The following is a 20,030-nucleotide window of genomic DNA, read 5'->3' as shown; positions in this document are numbered from 1 at the left end:
TATGACTAGTCAAAGATTTGTTCTGTTAATGTTCGCAATAGGTATGCCCGCGTTTTTATTTGCTCAATCGCCCCGTACGTTACCAGCGGCGTACAATACCGGCATTTCGGTGAACTATGTGCGAACATGGGATGCTGTAAAACCTGTAACGAGCCCTCATGACCTTGTGATAACTGCGGATGTAATGGTAGCTAAGATTACAACGCAATATTTGGATGGGTTGGGCAGACCGATACAAACTGTTGTGAAGAAAGGCTCCCTGATTACGGATCCTGGAAATCCTTCTTCAGCTGCCAATGCTGTTGATATGGTAAGCATGATCGAATATGATGAATTTGGAAGGGAACGATTTAAATACCTGCCTACTCCGGCCAGTATAACCGGTATCAGCACAATAGCTAATAACGGGCTTTTCAAAATTGACCCCTTCCAGCAGCAACAGGCTTTTTACAATGCTTATCTCGCTGAACAAACAGGTGAAGTAACTGCCGGTAAAAATTGGGGGTATGCCCAGGTTAATTTTGAAGCATCTCCATTGAACAGACCATTGGAACAGTTTGCACCGGGAGTTAGTTGGGTTGGCACTGAAGCGCAAATACTGGAAACAAACAGGAGATCGGTTAAAACAAAATATTGGACAAATACTGTGAATGATGATGTACGATTATGGAATGTTACACCCAATGCAACAATAGGGAACTTCAGTGCGTATGCAAGTCCTGCCGCATATCCAGCCGGCGTATTGCATAAAAATGTAACGGTGGATGAGCACAATACACAGATCATCGAATTCATGGATAAAGATGGAAAATTGATCCTGAAGAAAGCCCAGGTTGGCGGAACAGGTGATGCAGGAACAGGAGTAGGGCACACAGCGGATTGGTTGTGTACTTATTATTTGTATGATGACCTGGGTAACCTGAGATGCGTGGTACAACCCAAAGGTGTGGAAGTTATCAAAAGCAACTGGCTGCTGACTGATCCTACGATATTGGCAGAACAATGTTTCAGGTACGAGTATGATGAACGTAACCGGATGATCGTAAAGAAGGTTCCGGGTGCTGGAGAAGTGTATATGGTGTACGATAGCAGGAACCGGCTGGTAATGGTGCAGGATGCAAAGATGCGTGCAGCCACACCCCAGGCAAAGTGGATGGTGACTTTATATGATAATCTGAATCGCCCTGTGATGACAGGATTGATGACTAACAATAACACGATCGGAGGTGTTGCCAACCGTACCTTTGCGCAACATCGTGCAGCTGCATCGCCCACGCCAATTCCCGCTTCATTTTCAGACTATCCATTTGCTTCCACAGCAACACCTTCAGCCACTTACTGGGAACTGATGACACAAACCTTTTTTGATAACTATGATTGGCTAAGCAGTCATAGTAATCCATTTAGTGCTTCAAGAAATACAACTCATGATAATTATTTACTCACTGCCAGTAATACTACATTTCCATATCCGCAGGCTGTTACACAGAGTGCTGCAATAAAAGGGCTACCTACCGGTACAAAGGTCAAAGTGCTCGGCAGCAGTACTTATTTGTACAGTATCAGTTACTACGATGATAAAGGAAGAGTGATCCAGTCGATCAGTCAGAATATAACAGGCCCCAACGATTACGTAACCACACAATATGATTTTATTGGAAAACCTTTGCTGCGAATTTCTCTATCCGAAACAAATTTTGGGACTCTTCGATCAGAACTGGTCAGAACGGAGTTGATATATGACGAGCTGGGCCGGTTGATCAGTACAAAAAAGACTCCTTACAGTAAAATTGCCGGCGCCTGGAAAGGAGGCGTACAAAATGAAATTGCAAAGTTGGAATATGATGCACTAAATCAGGTAAAGAAAAAGAAACTGGCCCCCGGGTATAATTCAGGAAATGGCCTGGAAACTCATTCATTCGACTATAATATCAGGGGATGGTTATTGGGAGCCAACAGGGATTATATAAGGAACACAGGCGATGCGAACTTTAGGTCCTCCTATTTTGGTTATGAGCTAAGCTATGATAAATCCCAAAGTTTTGGAGGTTCTGCATATTCTCACCCTCAGCAATTTAATGGTAATATCCTGGGCACAGTTTGGAAGAGTGCAGGAGATCAGGTTCGCCGTAAATACGAATTCCGGTATGATGCGGCTAACAGGCTCGGGACTGCCGATTATACACAGAATATCAATGCTGCTTCCGGTGGAAGTTATGTAAACTCGGAAATGGACTTTACTGTCAGTGGTAATACCGGAGCAAATAATGGTTTTATTCCTTATGATGCTAACGGTAATATACTTGAAATGACGCATAAGGGATTTGTTATCGGCCAGACGCCCGTCGCAATTGACAAACTAACTTATACGTACAGCTCCAATAGCAATAAGCTATTAAGGGTTACTGATGCTATTACGGCGGATTATAAATCAGCCGATTTTAGAGATGGAGATAATGCTGCCAGCAACGACTATATCTATGATGTCAATGGAAGCATGATTAATGATCATAATAAGAATATAGGTAATCAATCCAATGAGGGGATCATATACAATCATCTGAATTTACCAACTGTTATTACGGTTAGATTCGGCTACGGAAATAACGCTACCAAAGGAACGATTACTTATTCCTACGATGCAATGGGGAATAAGCTGAAAAAAACAACGCTTGAAAATAATGCAACGGTCAATGGTTATACCACTAATATCACTACCACCACTACTTATATTGGTGGAGGGGTATATGAGAGTAAGGAATATAGTCATGCATCATTGAGCACCCTGAATTATTCAGGAAAACTGCAGTTCATCGGAATGGAGGAAGGAAGGATCCGTTTCAGAAACCCAGACGAAACATTTCAGTATGATTACATGCTGAAGGATCATTTGGGAAATGTAAGGATGGTATTGACGGAAGAACAAAAGCAGGACTTATATCCCGCTGCTACCCTTGAAGCAGCAACAATTACGGGAGAGGAAGTGTATTATGGAAACCTGAACAATACGCAATATCCTAAACCTTCCTGGTTCAGTGATCCGTTGTATAACACCAATGCAAAAGTGGCCCAGGTAAAGAATACCACCGGCATTCAAAAGATTGGTCCTAATATCGTGCTGAAAGTAATGGCCGGTGATAGTTATAGTTTCCGGGTAGCGAGTGGTTGGAGTAGCGCCAGTACAGCAATCAATAATAGTTCCAATGTATTGATAGACCTTTTAAGCTTGTTGAGTGCGAGTGTTTCAGGAGCCAGCGGAGGAAAAGTAGCTGCTGGTGAATTGCAGGCAACTAGTAGCGGGTTGAATGCAAGCCTCTTATCCTTTCTTGGTACTCAAACTACCGCTGACCCCAAGCCCAAGGCATATGTTAACTGGGTATTACTGGATGAACAGTTTCAGGTAGTACCAGGGGAATGTGGATTTGAGCAGGTCGGCGCCAGCGGTACAACTCAATTCCACACGCGAACAAATATGAATATATCCAGGAGCGGATATTTGTATATTTATACCAGCAATGAGGCAACGAATATAGACGTGTTCTTTGATAATTTACAGGTAACGCATAATCGTGGGCCTATACTGGAGGAAACGCATTATTATCCGTTTGGATTGACGATGGCAGGGGTTAGTTCAAAGGCAATTGGAACTCTGGATAATTTGTTTGAATACAATGGAAAAGAAAAGCAAGAAAAAGAGTTTAATGATGGAAGTGGGCTTGAATGGTATGATTATGGGGCCAGGATGTATGATGCGCAAATAGGAAGATGGCATGTGGTAGACCCTCTGTCAGAGAAATATAAGATGTGGTCTCCTTATTTGTATGCAATAAATAATCCTGTTAAATATCTGGACCCAGATGGTAAACAAATAGTTTTGGGAAACATGTCTGAAGCAGATCGAGACATGATAATTGCGGCTTTGCAGATGTTAACCAGTGATAGGATTAGCTACAATAATAAGACTGGAGGTGTTGATATAGTTAAACGAGTTAGTGATAGCAAAAATAAACAGTTGGAAGGTACGGGACTGCTTAGGGCGCTGATTGACAATAAAGATTTTACTGCAACAATAAATTTGGATAATAGAAAAGCTGGGTCAGGTAGTTCGCCAGAAAATGATGAAAATGCTGAAAATGGAATAGGATCAAATAGCAACATACTAATGTCAACAAATAACCCTCGGGTCCAAGTGGCCTCGTCGGAAACTGAAACTGAATCAGAAGCTCAGCCTTTTTTCCTTGTCTTGGGTCAGGAGTTGATTCATTCCCTTTCATATTTCGACGGAGTACGTGTATCAGATAAGAAAAGGAAAGGGGTCAATACTTATTTAGGATATGATGGAAATGGACATTATGAAATTGTATCCAAAGAAGAATTGTATGCGCACGGGATTGGCAAATGGATCAGGCCAGCAAGCAATAAACGAGCAAAGTATCCAACAGAAAACGGACTTAGAGCAGAACATAAAATGCGAAGGAGAGTAGCTTATGAAATAGTAGTAGGACAATTACAAATTAATGAACCATATGATACACCATAATGAGTTTTCTAAAATGAGATTATCTGGATTGGTATTGGTTTTCTTTTTATGTGTTGCATGTACTGACACCGTTAACTCGAAGAATAGCAATTCAGATAAGAATGAAATGAAATTCCATCTTCTTATTAAGAGCCCTTTCTCATGCAATAACATCATACAAATAGATGGAAAAGGGACCGGAACAATCGTTGTGGGTACCCCAAATGGAGATCAGATAGACTCGGTCTTAGGAAGAAAAGAGTTTGTTATCAGCTCTGAGAAAGACTTGAAGGTGCTTAAGAAAGCGGTTGATTCGATTCGCGCTAATCAATCAAAAAAAACTATTACAATGAGTGACTCATACCGGTTTGTTCTTACAATCGATAATAAGGAGGTATTAGACACGTATAACCAGGATTCTTTCCTGGGTGAAATTCTCATTATTTTACTTCCGTATGTTGAAGAACCTGAAAATGGACAATGCAACTTCTTTAATTTGTACCGGAAAGTGTATGATCAGTATATTAAATAAGAAGGGATGCAACGATATTGATAAATGAGAATAAGATTCCGGCTTCACCGAAAACATTCAGCAACATGGCAGCAGCCAACCGGCGTACTACTACAGACGCCGGCCACTTACTTACCATTGATACCACCCTTAATACCAGTTGAGAAATGTGAAAATTGAAATGTTTAGCCTCCTATCAGGAAACAGGTCAAAACTACACTCCAATCAAGTCGTCATTTCCCAAAACCTGGGTGAACAACGGGATTTTGTATGTGAACAACAAATCTATTGCGAACTACGCCTGAAATCGAGTTGCTCTTCAGTGAAGTTGGCATCAGTTCCTGCGAAATGGTGCTGCTAATATTCGATGATAGAACCCTGTGGTGCTTGCGCATCCAGTCGATGGCCTTGTGCAGCGTCATCCGGTTGAGGTAGGCGGCAGGGTTCTCTACCTGTGTGAGATTGGCGCGACTAGTCCATATTTGCAAAAAGATCTCCTGCACCACTTCTTCAGCCCATGCGGGGGATTTCAGCAGCTTCAGCGCATAAAAATGCAATGTACCTGCATACTTCAGGTAGACGGCAGAAAATGCGCCCTGGTCGCCTTTAGCAATACGGCCAAAGAGTGTATTATCGCTGACTGTTCTCATAATGTTGTTGGGACAGGAATGACCTGTTGGCTAAATTGAACAGGGATACCTGGGCAGGAAAGGTGATAATGGTAGGTATTAAGAGCCCGGTAAATATAAAACTTCCGAAGGGAATGGCCAACTGGTTCACCTTTCAGGCGGGATCATTTGAAATTGAACTGTTTCAAAAAATCTTCCTTGTAGCTTCTTCCGATGGGCAATTGCATTTTCGGCAGGTTCACTTCCTGGTCGGAAAAGGATTGGATCAAATTGATGTTGACGGCATAGGAGCGATGGGTGCGTACAAGCGGTTTGTAGCTGATCTTTTCCAGCAGTTGACTGAGTCTGTATTAGAATATGATAAGAATGGTTGAAAACACCCTCTAAACTATACCTAAATGATCTCCATCTTCTTCATCAGAAAGCTCGCATTCTTATTCTTGGCTACTCCGCGCTGCAATGTATAATCAAAGATCAGTTCTCCATCCCTAATGATACTTTCAAAGCAATAATTGCTGAGCTTCCCAGGCAGTTCATCTTCCAGCACACTCAGCGCCAGGTCATGTGTTGCGAAAAGTGTTAAACAACGGTACTGCAACAATTTCCGGATGAACTGTTCGGAGCCGTGGGTCTTATCTTCTGAATTCGTTCCCCTTAAGATCTCATCGATCAGGATCAGTGATGGATTGTTAGCCGATTGTAAGAATTTAATGATCTGTTGCAGTTGCTTCAGTTCCGCCATGAAGTAAGAAGTATGTTCCTGCAGTGAGTCACTGACTCGTATGGAACTGAGGATATTCATCGGCATGAACACAAACTTTCCGGCACATACCGGGGCGCCGCATTGCGCCAGTAACAGGTTAACGCCGATGGTGCGGAGGAAAGTGGTCTTACCACTCATATTGCTGCCTGTCACCAGCATCAGCTGTTCCTGTTCGCCGATGGTGAAATCATTGGCCACACGCTCATTGGCGGGGATCAATGGATGCGCCAGCGCTGTAGCGGAGATGATCATCTTTTCCGTTTGCACTTCCGGCCAGCTGAAATCAGGATTGTTGAAAGTGAAGCTGCTGAGCGAATTCAGGGTTTCGATGGTGCCTACGCCATGGACCCAGTGATCGAACTTCTCCTTGTTTACCATTTTCCATTTGTCCAGCGCATACATGCACTGGATATCGTACAAAAAGAAACTGTTCAGGAAGAAGTTCACCAGCAGGTTGAGCCGCTGATCGAAAAGCCCGGACAGTTTGGACAATTGTTTGATGGCTTTGTTCGCTTCCTGTGCTGTATCTTTTTCTTTTATCAGAACATTGGAATCTCCGGCCTCTATTTCGCTGAACAATTGCAGGATGCTGCCGTATTGATCAAGGATGCTTTGTTTCTTGCTGAGCAGGTTGTGTTGGTGGAGGATCCTTTTGGCAAAATTGCCTGTTATGATCCAGGAAATGATGATGCCGGGAAGGAGCCATTGGTAGATATCGGTTATTAGAAAAGCGATCACACCTGCAACGCTGATTGCCGGCATAATAAAACGAATAGCGCGTACCCATTTCAGTTGGTAGAGCAGGGTGGGCATTTGTAGCCAGCGTTGTACTTCGTGCAGGTTCCCCTCTTTTTCTCCGTGCAATAAACCATGTGCAGTGAGGAGTTGACGCGTTTCGGTTTGACCAGACAATTGTTTGATGGCTGCCTGGTTGTTGCGGATCACAAGCGGGTCCAGTTCTGGTGTTTGCAAGGCTGATTGCAATGCAGCAGCGCCATGCGTAGTGGTGGTGCGGTTCAGCAGGTGAAATAATGAGTTGGGGCCGAAAATATCCAGGTCTGCCGCATAACCCGCTTGTGCTGCGGCTTCCCGGCCATCGGGGAATTTGCTTTGCTGTTGTAGAAGGATACCCGCTTCATTGTGGTTGACGAACAATAGTTTACTGGTAAGGGCTTTTTCTTCATTCAACCTGAAGGCATTCTTTACAAAAAAGATGAACACCACCAGCATCAGCAATGCCAGGCCACCCAGTAATGCGGTATCGGATTTGATCCAGTAATAACCAGCTATCAGTACGCCGAGAAAGCTGAGCAGCCTTGCCACAGAAACGCCGATCAGTTGCTGCTGTACTTTTTTCAGGTGTTCCTGTAATTCCTGGATCCTTTGCTGGTAGTATGCTGCGGGGGATTGCATAGAATAGGTTTAAACGGATCAGGCGGGTTGCATGAGCACCTGCACTGTTTCCGGTGATTGTTGTTTCAGTTTGATACGATGGCCATTGGTGAGCTTCTGCAATTGCTCTTCCTGGTAATGGCGAACGGTGAGCAGCGTCAATCCTTTTTCCACCTGCACCTCGAAAAATTCAGAAGCATCGAGCGCGAGCTTCTGGATCTTTTCCGGCTTATCGTCCAAACAGACCTGGATGCTCACCGCGCCGGTCTGGATGATATTGGGTTTGATCTTGATATCGCTGAGCAGTTGGTAAAGATCGGCTACTGGTTTTTCGCCTACGAAAGAAAAATCGCGGGATTGCAGGGTTAGCAATGCCTGCTCTTTTTTCATCACGATGATGGGCGGCAGTCCGTGTACTTTTTTATTATGGATCACGGTGCCGGGCAGGTCTTTATCGAGAAAGCATTTCACGAAAAGTGGAATGCTTTTGTTTTGTAAAGGCTTGATGGTTTTGGGGTGGATCACCTGTGCGCCGTAGTAGGCCATTTCGATCACTTCTTCATAATTGAGCTCTGCAATGAACTGTGCATCGGGAAATTGTTTGGGATCGGCATTCATTACGCCTTCCACATCTTTCCAGATGGTCAGGCTTTCGGCATCCAGGAGATTGGCGAAAACGGCGGCGGAGTAATCACTGCCTTCGCGGCCCAGGGTGGTGCTCTCATTCTCGTCCGTTGAACCGATGAAGCCCTGGGTGAGTACAATATTAGTTTCCCTGAAAAGTGGAATAATGGAATCTTGTACACGCTGGCTGGTATATTCCCAGTTGATGGCCGCATCGCGGAAATTATCGTCGGTGCGGAAGATATCGCGTACATCCACCCATTGTGTGGGGATGCCTGCTTCATTGAGGTAAGCGCTCACGATAGCGGTGGAGAGGAGTTCGCCGGCGCAAACGATCTGGTCGTAGTAATAATCGTATTCGCGCACAGGCTTATCATGTAAGAGCCATTCCACTTCCGTGAAGAAATTGGCGAGCTGCTCCATCAGCGCGTTGAAATGCGTTACCAGCAAGTATTTCGCGGTGGTGATATGAGATTGTTTGATGAGGTCGAAGAGTTTCAGGGCTTCTTCCTGCCGTCCTTCGAAGAAGGCTTTGGTCACTTTTTCCAGGGCATTGGTGGTTTTGCCCATGGCGGACACCACTATCAGGGTCGGCTGATCAGGGTAGGAGCGGATGATATTGGCTACATTCTGGATCTTTTCTGTCTGCTGAACACTGGCTCCCCCGAATTTGAACACCTTCATAACTGGAACGATAAATAATGAGTTGGAATGTTTTAACCGTGGCAAATGTCGGTAAACCTTTGATAAAAACCCTTTCGTCAATCCGGAAAATGCCAATTAGCGGCCACTCCCTATATTTGTGGCCGACAAACCTTTAAAACTTGCCATCTATGAGTATTGTCAGCAGGAAAGTACTGACCCTTGACGAATTTACGATCCAGCAGTTGCGCGATTTCCCGCATGCCACGGGAGAGCTGAGCGGATTGCTGCGGGATATGGGCCTTGCCGCCAAAAGAGTGAATGTAGAAGTGAACAAAGCCGGACTGGTAGATATCCTCGGGGATGCCGGGGCCGTGAATGTTCAGGGTGAAGACGTGAAAAAGCTGGATGTTTTCGCCAATAACCAGTTCACCGGCGTATTGCAGCATGGTATCAGTTGCGCCGGTATCGCTTCCGAAGAACTGGACGATTTTGTAGCCTTCGACGACGCAGTCAGTAGAAATTCCAAATACGTTTGTTTATATGATCCGCTGGACGGTTCAGGAAATATCGATGTGAACGTTAGCATCGGCACCATCTTCAGCGTTTACCGCCGTGTAACGCCGCAGGGCACGCCGGTTACCAAAGAGGATTTCCTGCAGCCCGGACGCATGCAGGTAGCCGCCGGATACATGGTATATGGGTCATCCACCATGCTGGTGTACGCCACGCGCCGTGGCGTGAACGGCTTTACACTGGATCCAAGCATCGGGGAATTCTGCCTCAGTCACCCCGATATCAAATGCCCTGAATGGGGAAAGATCTACTCTGTGAACCACGGTAATTTCTTCCAGTACTCCAAGGGTGTACAGCAATATATCGATTCCTGCCAGCGCAGGACCAAAGATAACGGCGGCCCCTATACGCAACGTTATATCGGCAGTATGGTGGCAGATGTTCACCGCAACCTGATCAAGGGCGGCATTTTCATGTACCCCGGCACAACAGACAAGCCCAAAGGCAAGCTGCGCCTGCTTTATGAGAGCAATCCATTTGCGTTCATCGTAGAAGTGGCCGGCGGCCGTGCAACCAATGGCAAAGAGCGTATCCTGGACATCGTGCCTACTGAACTGCACCAGCGCACGCCGCTGTTCATCGGCAGCAAGGGCATGATGGACGAACTGGATGCCTGTATGGCGCAGTACTGATAGTTTTGTAACTTGTTGTTGTTTTCTGGTATGAAATTGGAATGGTGAGCCTTAAAATCAGTATCAATGACAAATAAACTGTTGAATGTGCGCCTGATCCTGTTTTTGTTACTGGGCTTCGGTCTGGTGGCAACTTTTGCCTGTGCAAGTAAACCTGCAGCTACTTCCAAATCCGGCGCAAAATCTACTTCGGGTAGTAGTACAACTGCTTCCAAACCCGTTGGCACCGCCAGCACCGCGCCCAAACTGGAAGAGGAAATACTGGTATTGATCAACAAACACCGGGTATCGAAAGGACTGTCTGCCCTTACCAATAACCTGGCGATAGAAGCTGAAGCCCGCCGCCACAGTATGGCGATGGCAACCAAAAGGATCAGTGTGGGGCACGAAGGGTTTAGTATCAGGAGTAAGATCGTTACCAGCAAAGTGCCCGGCACCAATGCCGTTGCGGAAAATGTGGCTTTCGGCAGCAACACCGCCAAAGAAGTGGTGGATGGTTGGCTGAAAAGTCCCGGACATAAAAAGAATATCGAAGGGAATTATAAGCTTACAGGAATTGGTGTGGCGAGGGACCAGCAAAGCCAGCTGTATTTTACGCAGATCTTTGCGAGATAAAGACTGTAATTCTATATTGTATTACCCGGAGAGATCAGCGATCTTTCCGGGTTTATTTTTTCTTCTGCCTTTTTTTTACTGCAGCTTGTGATAAGACATTCTTTTGTTCATGGCGCTCCCTGATCGCTCGAACCAACTCTTCCACTTTTCTGAAGGCTGGACTGGACTCATTTTGTAATTCCCTGATTATTCCCCCCTCATTGAGCAAGGGATATAATGAACCGTTTTCTCCTGCTTCAGTCTCCAATAATCTGATATTATTGAATCCATGCAGGAAAGCCTGGTAGAGGTGGGATACCGTATTGTTGATATTATTTTGTTTAGCCTGGTAACAGGCCGCATAAAAATGGATATTTACGAAGTCTTCCTGGTACATCCTGGTGCTATAAATCTTGTTCGGACTCCCGGGCGCTTTAAAAAGTCGGTCGTACCTGCCACCAAGCCAAGTAAGCAGGCCTCTCAAAGACTCATCTTCATGTTTAAATTCAGGGCTGCCTATTCTGAATGCAGACCAGACTTTTTTTATTCCTGAGCTAACAGGAACAAGTATCTTAATATGCGCTGAAGGGATATTATCAGGCGCAACCTGGGTGGAAACTCCGAAAGCATGCTGGAGCTCATTTTTGTGATAGGCCTGAATGCTGAATAAATGATGGGATACCGGAAAATTCGATTCTGCATCGAATCCTGTAAGCGCTAGGAATTTTTCATTCTTATAATGGGCAGTACCCAGGACCGTATGCTGGTTCTTTTCACTCCTGCCAGTCTGCATCACGAAATTTCCATCCGGAAAGATCTCTACTGGTATCCTGTTAATATGCGTCTGATTGTGAGACAGCTCATAGATATGATATTTCCCCGAATAAGAAAATGGTTGATTGCGGGCGTGATTCACTGCAGGCATGTTATGTTTGGTCACCAGCGTGTCAACGAAATCGAAATTTGGGTCCATGCCAGAAAACAATTGTACAAGATCTTCGTCATGCTTCAAAATGGTTTCTGTGATTGGCTCGGCTTTAACCAGGGAATTAATTTCCTCTTCTCTTAATGGAGACCTGGATTTTTTTGTCAACCTGATCCTTCCTGCCACCAATTCTTCTGAGCTATACTCGACGCCGGCATAAACACCATAGTACTGCGGCTCTTTGAGATGTGAATGTTCTTTTAGTCGCCTGTAAATATACATGGTGAAACGACTAACTCTATACTCGCTTGAAATGTCAAAAGAGCCAATGAGGTTATTATTGAATGGTTTTACAAGCCTTATTCTACCATGATACTTTCGTGTTTTGGTTTCTGGTTTGTCTGGGTCGGGTACGTGGATCACTGCCATAGTATTGGAGAATACTTCCACCACAATAGATTCAAGGAGTGGCTTCTCCGATTTTGATTTTGAAAGGATATGTCCTAAGTAAACGCCTGCATAGTCTTTCAGCTCATTCGTCTCCTGTTGTATCGAGTAAGAAGTCTTTTGAACTTTTGTGGACGGGCCAATTACCAATTTGGTGCCGAACAGGAAATGATATACTTCATCCGGCACCTGGTGGGTGGGGTCACTTATAGCAGCCATGGCTTCGTCAGGAGATTCCACCTGCTTCAGGTAGAGCAGTCCTGCCATGGGTTCACCGGTGGCAGACATATGTGCTACTGTGCTGTAAGTACCTTTGATACTTTTAGGTAAGTCTTTTCCCATGCTCATTTTCTGATTCATGGAAAAAGTGAACTGCGCTTTTATATCGGTATTATCCAGTCCTTCCATGCGCACGATCATCGATTGACCGAAGTAAGATATATCTGGTTCATTAGTGACCAGGGTGGTGGATAGCTCCGGTGCATACCTGAAGGATGGGTTTTTCTTCAATTCTTCATAGAACTCCATCCAGGCAAATTGCGGGTATTGTTTATCGTTATAATGGAAACTGAAATAAGAGGTAGAAATGCCGTGACGTTCTTTCTCTGCATAATTATCGTGCAGCCAGTAATAACAGAGATAATGGGAAGCGTGGAGATACCTGCTCCTGCTGTCTTGCAATGCCCGGAATGTTCCATCCCTGTTGTCTATAAGTTTCCATTCTCTTGAACCTTGCTCCATCAGGTCGTTGAAAAAAAGCGTAAGCAATTCCTGGTCGTCCTCTCCTAATTTGTTCCACCTTTTCAATGCACTATAATATCTCGCAAAGGTTGATTTGTTGAAGGATTCTCCGTTCTTTTTTCTGCCAGTTGAAGTCTTCAACTGGCTCTTTCTTGTATCGGAAGCAGGAACTTTTCTCCTCTTGATTTTGCCAATCTCTTCAGTCCAGTTTTGTTTCCGCTTCTTCAATACTTTGTCAGCTTCTTTCCTAAAGTTCTCAAATTTTTGAGGCAGGGAAATTTCTTTCCGCTCACTATTGTGAGTACCCATAAGAGCGTAATGGTTTGGTGATTAGTGACTGTTAATAAAGGGAGTAGGAGTTGGACTTTACAACTGAGTTCCCAAACATAACAATTTAATTCCCAAATGAAAACCCACATGAATTGGGGTAATTCTCAAAATGTGGTTATAGTTATAATTATCAGCAAGTTATACTCAATTAAATTTTTTCTGCGAATGTAGGTTTTATGAATTTTATCATGAATTGTGAACCCTCAAAAACGATTCTTATGAGCCATTATAATCAAAACCAACCGCAAACATCGATCGACAAAGTCGGCTTTTTGATGGAGTGTTTGAATGTCTTTGACCTGACTTATCGTAATTCGTCCAGAGCTGTTCCCTATCGCAGGAACAGCCTCGATCTTTCTGCTCCTGCCATGAATCTTCTGGTCTTCGGCGCCTCATTCTTTTTGCTACTCAACTATCTACCTTTATTTTCTTCGCCCAGCGTAGAAATCAGTTTGCACCAAACTTATTTCAGAACCAGTACATACCTGGAGCAGAATTCCATTCAATCGATCTTTGCCAGATATTGGACATCGATCATGTTCACAACAGCAGGCTGGGTGATCATCATTTTTTCTTTGCAGGCGGGTGACCGGGAACAGCAAACTTATATGCTCGGTGTTACTACACTCGCATTTAGTGTAATCCTGAATTATATTGCATTCCGTTACCTCGCAGGATTGTTTCTGATCAAACTTGAGCAGGTATTTCATGTGCCCAATTACCTGGGAAAGAAAAGCATTTTCGGTCTCCCGCTTTCCGAATATCTGTTCCTGGTAGCTTTATGGCCACTCCGGGGATTTTCCAAAAGGGTTTATAAAGAAGTGGGTGCAAGAGGACTGGTGACCTTACTGTTTTTCTTCATATTGCTTATGGGGGCTTATAAGATTACCAGGTATTATAACAATGGAATGGTTGTTGGCGCAGAACCCACAAAAGTTAAGAGCCAGCTTGTTCATAAAAATAAAAAGCCTGAAGTGAAGGAACCTGGAGACCTGGTTGTTATTGGATCAGGCATCACACCGGGCGCTGCAATTTTGTTCAGGACAAAAATTGCCGGTAAGAAAAAATACATAGTTAAAACAGCGATCGCCATTAGTAATAATTCTACATTACCACTGAACATGCCTTATTATCAATCGCTCCGGCTGAACCTGAATGCAGATTCTATAAAGTTGTTGCAGCAGGTCCAGGGATTTCCGGGAGATTTTGTGTTCAATATCGATGCAGGAAAAAAATGGAAAAATAAACAACTGACCATTCTGCCCGGCAAAACGCAGGTAGTACGCATATATTCTGTAATATCTGATTCCACCTACGATTACCTGCTCCGGTACCTGCGGGACCACGATGTAAATAAGTTTAGAGTAAGATTCATACTCGCAATGGACCATAAATACCAAACTTACGATGTAATAGAAGGTTGCAACTGGCGAATGAAATTTGTGAATGGACAAGAATTCGGAATTTGATAAGGATCCGCAGAGGAAACGTATTGCCTGGTACAATTGTGCCAGGCTTTTTTTCCCTAACTTGTGCCCTCAAATCCCCGCATCATGAGCAATGTGATCATCTCGGTAAAGGACCTGGTGAAGAAATACGGACAATTTGAAGCAGTGAAGGGCATCAGTTTCGACGTGTATGAAGGGGAGATCTTCGGCCTCCTCGGCCCCAACGGCGCCGGTAAATCCACTTCCCTGGAGATCATCGAAACCCTCCGCGATAAAACCTCCGGGCAGATTACTGTAGCTGGTTATAACCTGGACACGCATCCCGAAGAGATCAAAAAAATCATCGGCGTGCAATTGCAGACCTCCGGTTTCTATCCCGGTCTCAATCTCATGGAGCTCATCGGGCTTTTCGCAGGACTCTACAACCGTAAAGTGGACCCCAAAGTATTACTCCGCAGCGTGAACCTGGAAGACAAGGCCAAAGCCAAATTCAAAGACCTCAGCGGCGGACAGAAACAAAGGTTCTCCATCGCCACCACCCTGATCAATGATCCGCGGATCATTTTTCTTGACGAGCCCACTACCGGCCTCGATCCACAGGCCCGCCGTAATCTCTGGGACCTGATCAGGCAGATCCGCGCCAAAGGCACTACCGTGATCATCACTACCCATTATATGGACGAAGCAGAACTGCTCTGCGACCGCATCGCCATCATCGACTCAGGAAAAATTGTTGCTCTTGATACCACAGATAATCTCATCGATGCACTGGTAGCTACCGGTTTCGAGAGACCGAAAGATATCAAGAAAGCCAACCTCGAAGATGTATTCATCCATCTCACAGGCCATGCGCTGCGTGATCAGTAATCCACCATTCTCAAATTATCAACAAATCAAAAAATGGACCTTCGTTATCCGATCGGTAAATATGAGCCACAGCCATTCTCTTCCAACCAGAAAAGACTTTGGTTACAGGATATCCAGTTCCTTCCCGGACTACTGGAAAATGCAATCGAAAACCTGGATGAACCGCAACTCAATACACCTTACCGGGATGGGGGATGGACAGTGAAACAGGTTGTGCATCATGTGGCCGACAGTCATATGAATGCCTATATCCGTTTCAAACTTGGTCTTACTGAAGATAATCCAACTATCAAACCCTACGAAGAAGCCCGCTGGGCGGAGCTCAAAGATGTACAGGCCGTTCCCATCAATATGAGCATCACTTTGCTCTACACCCTGCACACACGCTGGCATGCAGCCATCCTCCACCTTACAGACCAGGAATGGCAACGCACAGTATTCCATCCTGAGCATAAAAAAGAAATGAGCCTCTGGCATTTGCTCGGCATGTACGCATGGCATGGCAAACACCATGTAGCGCATATCACTTCACTCCGTGAAAGAAAAGGTTGGGAATAATTAAAAGCAAAAAGAATGAAAGACCTGCGCTGGAAAAAGATCTCCTCGGAATACCTCTTCAAAGACATATGGTTCACGGTTCGCAAAGATGTTTGTGAAAGACAGGATGGCGCCATCATCGATCCATATTATGTTTATGAATTCCCTACATGGGTTACTGTTTTTGCATTAACGGAAGATGGAAAAGTGATCATGGAAAGACAGTACCGCCATGCACTCGAAGTTACTGCCTGGGAATTACCCGGTGGCTGTGTGGACGATACCGATCCATCTTACGAATACGCGGCTTCAAGGGAATTGCTGGAAGAGACCGGTTACGAATTCTCCAAATTTGAATACCTCGGCAAAACCTCCGCCAATCCATCCACCAACAATAACTGGATGCATATGTATCTCGCCACTGGTGGAAAGAAAGTGAAGGAGCAGGAGCTGGACCACAATGAAGAGATAGAAGTACAACTATTTACCATCGATGGATTGAAGGAATTGCTGCACAGGCAGGAGATTGTACAGAGTATGCATATCACCACCATCTTTTATGCAATGAAAAGACTCGGCTTATAGACCTTTAACCGGTCTCCAGTCCGCTGATAAAACAATTTTCAGCTACAATTCAGGCACTTCACCTACAACAAACACACTTCCGCAAACCAGTATTACATCATCCGGGTGTGCGTTCAGTTTTGCAGCCTGCAATGCATCCGGTACGTTGGGGTAGTGATGACCGTTAAGTCCGTAACCCGCTGCTCTTTCAGCCAGTTCCTCTTCAGGCAATGCTCTCGGGATCTGTGCGCGTGTAAAATAATAAAGAGCTTCTCTGGGCAAAAGCGCCAGTGCATGATCGATCTCTTTATCCTTCACCATACCGATCACGATATGCAGGTGACGGTATTGTGTCAGTTCCAGTTGCGCAACAATTTGTTTAATGCCATCCTCATTATGTCCCACATCCAGTACTATCACCGGCCTGGTGTGCACTACTTCCCAGCGGCCATGCAGCCCCGTTAGTTTCTTTACATGAGCCAATCCTTTCTGAACGGCTGCTGCAGGAATATTCCAATGTTTCAATTGCAGTTGATGGACTGCTTCCAGGATGGTCATCAGGTTCTTTGTTTGATAGAATCCCGGCAGGTCAAGTGTATAGCTTGTTCTGTCTGCGCTGGTATGGTTGGCTACCTGCACCACCAGTTGATGATGTTGGTATTGCCAGTCGGCCGCGTAGCGGAGGTGATCTGCGAAGTGGAGTGGAGATTGTTTTTCCGCTGCTACTTTTTCAAATACCGGTTTGGTGTCAGCATTGGTTTCGCCCACTATCACAGGTATGCCGGGCTTGATGATTCCTGCCTTTTCGAAGGCGATCAGTTCCAGTGTATCGCCCAGCAGGTTCATATGATCATAGCCGATATTGGTGATGATGCTGAGCTCGGGGCTGATCACATTGGTACTGTCGAGGCGTCCGCCGAGACCGGTCTCTATAACGGCAATGTCTACCTGTGCTTCCTCAAACCAGTCGAATGCCATGGCCACTGTGATCTCGAAGAAGCTGGGCTCTATCTGATCGATAGCGGGTTTGATTTTCTCTGTGAATTTCATCACAAATGCTTCGCTGATCATTTCCCCGTTGATGCGGAAACGCTCGCGGAAATCTTTTAAGTGGGGCGAAGTGTAGAGTCCTGTTTTATAACCGGCACTCTGGAGAATGGCGGCCAGCATATGACTGGTGCTGCCTTTCCCGTTGGTTCCGGCAATATGGATGGTTTTGACGCGCTGTTGCGGATTGCCCAGGAATTCACAGAGGGCAATGGTATTGTGCAGGTCTTTTTTATAGGCCGCAGCTCCAAGGCGGCTGAACATAGGCAGCCGGTTGAAGAGGTAGTCGATCGTTTCCTGATAAGTCATTTTCAGTATTGGATCACAAAACTAAGGAACCTGCAAAGCTGGCAAAATTTTAGATGCGCTACAAAATCAAAAGCCCGTCTCATCGGAGGCGGGCTTTTATAATAAAAATTACTGTGGTATATGAGTGAGGATTAGTTTTGAACCCTGAAATTGAATTTGAGTGTTCCAACTGATTCGCCATCCCCTGAATTGAATTTTACTTTTTTTGCTTTTTCTATGGCGATGCTTTTGTATTTCGCTTCCAAAGTAGTGGAACCTTTTGGCTGGAAAGTGGCGGAGATTACTTTCCCGGTCTCGTCGATACGGATATCAACGTATACTGTTGCGTTCTCATTGAAATCATCTGTGAAAGAGGGAAGGCTGATAGGTCTTCTTCCATTTAATCCTTTCGAAACGGTGATGCCATTGCCTCTGCCGCCACCGGTATAGCTGTCTGAGTTGGGATTGCCACCAGGTCTTCCCTGATCGCCGGTACCGCCTGCAACTCCCTGGTTGCCGCCTTTCTTGTAACTATCTGCTTCATTACCGCCTGTACCGGTGCCGCCGATGCCACGCATCGTTGCTTTTGGTTTGGGAGGTGCGGGAGCAGGGGGAGCTTCAACAGGTTTCTTTACAGGAGGCGTTTTTACTGTGGCCTTCTCAGGAATTTTCTTCACGGCTGTTTTGGTAACCTCGGGTTTCTTCACTTCCACAGGATCACTGGGAGCATCATCTGCTTCCACTTCTTTATCTGGTGCATCGGGGGTGGGTGTGGGAGGAGGAGGTGTGTAGCTTGCCTGTTCTGCCGGCGCAGGAGAGCCGGGCTCGAAGGGCTGGTCGTCGCCAAAGCCCTGATCACTACTACCGAGATTCACTTCAATACCTTCTTCAACCGGAGGTTCGGGTATCGGTGGCAGGGACCATCGTACAAACAGGAAGATCAGTAACAGTGCGCCGCAAATGATGGCAGTGTAAGTGCCCGCCTGCATGTTCTTCTTCGATTCAAAATTTTCTGTCATACGCCGGGAATTCTAAGTACGAATGTACCAATGTTTCGGCTAAACGTTGCAAATACTATGCTAATTGTTAAACGAACTCCTGAAATCGCCTATTTGAAAAAGATGTCATAGGCAAATCGAAGAATGGTGGCGCATACAACAACGAGGAAGAAGACCCTGATGAAGGTATTGCCTTTGAGCAGTGCCAGCTTTGCGCCGCACCAGCCGCCGATCATATTGCAGATGGCCATGGGAATAGCAACGGCAAAGATGATCTTACCACTTAATAAAAAGAAAAGGATAGAGCCCAGGTTGGTGCTGAGGTTCACGAATTTCGCGTTGGCGCTGGATTGCAGAAAATCGAAACCGAGTATGCCGATAAAGGCCAGTACAAGAAAGCTGCCTGTGCCCGGCCCGATAAAGCCATCATAGAATCCGATCACCAGGCTGAGGATAGCGGCATACCACCATTGCCGTTGTTGGGAATGTTGTTTTTCAGTATGGGAACCAAACTTCTTGTTGGAATAGGTATAAATGGCTACCACCACAAGCACACAAAGCAATAACGGTTTCATGAAACTGTTACTCACCATTGTCAGCAATTTGGATCCGCAGAAGGCGGCGCAGAAAGCGATGCCGGCCATCAGGGCCAGCATGGGATAATTCAGTTTTACTTTTTTCGCATATTGATAAGCAGCTACGGAAGTGCCGCTGAATGCCGGTATTTTTAGGGTACCGATCACCGTTGCTACGGGGTATTGCGGCAGCAATACCAATGCGGCGGGCGTCTGTATCAGTCCTCCTCCGCCAACAATAGCGTCAACAAATCCTGCCAGAAAAGCAACAATGCAAAGTGCGATCATGAGTGCTACAATTAATCAGGCTGTGCCCAGTCGCTCGCCTCTGGCGAGTGACTTTTATTTAGTCGCCTCCGGCGACGCGGTGTTCGCCGGAGG

At 45.4% G+C, this 20,030-nt stretch carries 15 protein-coding genes and 1 pseudogene; 9 read left to right on the top strand and 7 right to left on the bottom strand.

The annotated features are described in order from the left end of the window. Window position 1: 1 nt before the first annotated feature. Together D9Y29_RS27015 and D9Y29_RS05085 are read left to right on the top strand one after the other, a co-directional pair. Window positions 2-598: pseudogene (locus D9Y29_RS27015) on the top strand (DUF6443 domain-containing protein); the annotation flags it as partial. Between the two features lie 48 nt (window positions 599-646). Next, the gene (locus tag D9Y29_RS05085) at window positions 647-4,540 is read left to right on the top strand and encodes an RHS repeat-associated core domain-containing protein (protein WP_127125652.1); all 3,894 of its coding nucleotides are present in this window, start codon (window positions 647-649) and stop codon (window positions 4,538-4,540) included. A gap of 723 nt (window positions 4,541-5,263) precedes the next feature. On the opposite strand, the gene D9Y29_RS05080 is transcribed toward D9Y29_RS05085, so the two are convergent. Further along, window positions 5,264-5,680: an RNA polymerase sigma factor gene (locus D9Y29_RS05080; RefSeq protein ID WP_127125650.1), complete on the bottom strand. Its 417-nt coding sequence runs from the start codon at window positions 5,678-5,680 to the stop codon at window positions 5,264-5,266. 113 nt (window positions 5,681-5,793) lie between these two features. On the opposite strand from D9Y29_RS05080, the gene D9Y29_RS27010 reads away from it, so the two are divergent. Then, complete coding sequence (locus D9Y29_RS27010; RefSeq protein WP_420902507.1) at window positions 5,794-6,033, top strand: hypothetical protein; 240 nt, start codon at window positions 5,794-5,796, stop codon at window positions 6,031-6,033. A 20-nt stretch (window positions 6,034-6,053) separates the two neighbouring features. Here the strand turns inward: D9Y29_RS27010 and D9Y29_RS05070 are convergent, their stop codons facing one another. After that, complete coding sequence (locus D9Y29_RS05070) at window positions 6,054-7,835, bottom strand: MutS-related protein (protein ID WP_127125648.1); 1,782 nt, start codon at window positions 7,833-7,835, stop codon at window positions 6,054-6,056. 18 nt (window positions 7,836-7,853) lie between these two features. Then, window positions 7,854-9,122 (bottom strand): aspartate kinase, encoded by a 1,269-nt coding sequence (locus tag D9Y29_RS05065; RefSeq protein WP_127125646.1) that lies wholly within the window; start codon window positions 9,120-9,122, stop codon window positions 7,854-7,856. A gap of 149 nt (window positions 9,123-9,271) precedes the next feature. On the opposite strand from D9Y29_RS05065, the gene fbp reads away from it, so the two are divergent. Continuing rightward, the gene (fbp, locus tag D9Y29_RS05060; protein ID WP_127125644.1) at window positions 9,272-10,288 is read left to right on the top strand and encodes a class 1 fructose-bisphosphatase; all 1,017 of its coding nucleotides are present in this window, start codon (window positions 9,272-9,274) and stop codon (window positions 10,286-10,288) included. Window positions 10,289-10,354: 66 nt separating this feature from the next. Continuing rightward, on the top strand, window positions 10,355-10,903 hold the full coding sequence (locus D9Y29_RS05055; RefSeq protein WP_127125642.1) for a CAP domain-containing protein: 549 nt from the start codon (window positions 10,355-10,357) through the stop codon (window positions 10,901-10,903). A gap of 52 nt (window positions 10,904-10,955) precedes the next feature. Here D9Y29_RS05055 and D9Y29_RS05050 read toward each other — a convergent pair whose 3' ends face one another. Beyond that, entirely contained in the window at window positions 10,956-13,304 is a 2,349-nt protein-coding gene (locus D9Y29_RS05050; RefSeq protein ID WP_127125640.1) for a hypothetical protein, read from the bottom strand. A gap of 239 nt (window positions 13,305-13,543) precedes the next feature. On the opposite strand from D9Y29_RS05050, the gene D9Y29_RS05045 reads away from it, so the two are divergent. From D9Y29_RS05045 to D9Y29_RS05030, 4 genes are all read left to right on the top strand, one after another. Next, window positions 13,544-14,794, top strand: a complete 1,251-nt coding sequence (locus D9Y29_RS05045) for a hypothetical protein (RefSeq protein WP_127125638.1) — start codon at window positions 13,544-13,546, stop codon at window positions 14,792-14,794. Between the two features lie 84 nt (window positions 14,795-14,878). Then, window positions 14,879-15,640: an ABC transporter ATP-binding protein gene (locus D9Y29_RS05040; protein WP_127125636.1), complete on the top strand. Its 762-nt coding sequence runs from the start codon at window positions 14,879-14,881 to the stop codon at window positions 15,638-15,640. Window positions 15,641-15,673: 33 nt separating this feature from the next. Continuing rightward, the gene (locus D9Y29_RS05035; RefSeq protein WP_127125634.1) at window positions 15,674-16,198 is read left to right on the top strand and encodes a YfiT family bacillithiol transferase; all 525 of its coding nucleotides are present in this window, start codon (window positions 15,674-15,676) and stop codon (window positions 16,196-16,198) included. Between the two features lie 15 nt (window positions 16,199-16,213). Beyond that, entirely contained in the window at window positions 16,214-16,762 is a 549-nt protein-coding gene (locus D9Y29_RS05030; RefSeq protein ID WP_127125632.1) for an NUDIX hydrolase, read from the top strand. Between the two features lie 42 nt (window positions 16,763-16,804). Here the strand turns inward: D9Y29_RS05030 and D9Y29_RS05025 are convergent, their stop codons facing one another. From D9Y29_RS05025 to D9Y29_RS05015, 3 genes are all read right to left on the bottom strand, one after another. Then, a complete protein-coding gene (locus D9Y29_RS05025; protein ID WP_127125630.1) occupies window positions 16,805-18,097 on the bottom strand; it encodes a bifunctional folylpolyglutamate synthase/dihydrofolate synthase in 1,293 nt (430 codons plus the stop codon). A gap of 131 nt (window positions 18,098-18,228) precedes the next feature. Continuing rightward, a complete protein-coding gene (locus D9Y29_RS05020) occupies window positions 18,229-19,095 on the bottom strand; it encodes a hypothetical protein (protein ID WP_127125628.1) in 867 nt (288 codons plus the stop codon). An 89-nt stretch (window positions 19,096-19,184) separates the two neighbouring features. Beyond that, entirely contained in the window at window positions 19,185-19,937 is a 753-nt protein-coding gene (locus D9Y29_RS05015; RefSeq protein ID WP_127125625.1) for a sulfite exporter TauE/SafE family protein, read from the bottom strand. Window positions 19,938-20,030: the final 93 nt, after the last annotated feature.

It is taken from the genome of Pseudoflavitalea rhizosphaerae, assembly GCF_003991355.1.
Lineage (GTDB): Bacteria > Bacteroidota > Bacteroidia > Chitinophagales > Chitinophagaceae > Pseudobacter > Pseudobacter rhizosphaerae.
The sequence above is the reverse complement of the archived record's forward strand: the minus strand, read 5'-3'. Positions and strand labels throughout refer to the sequence as shown.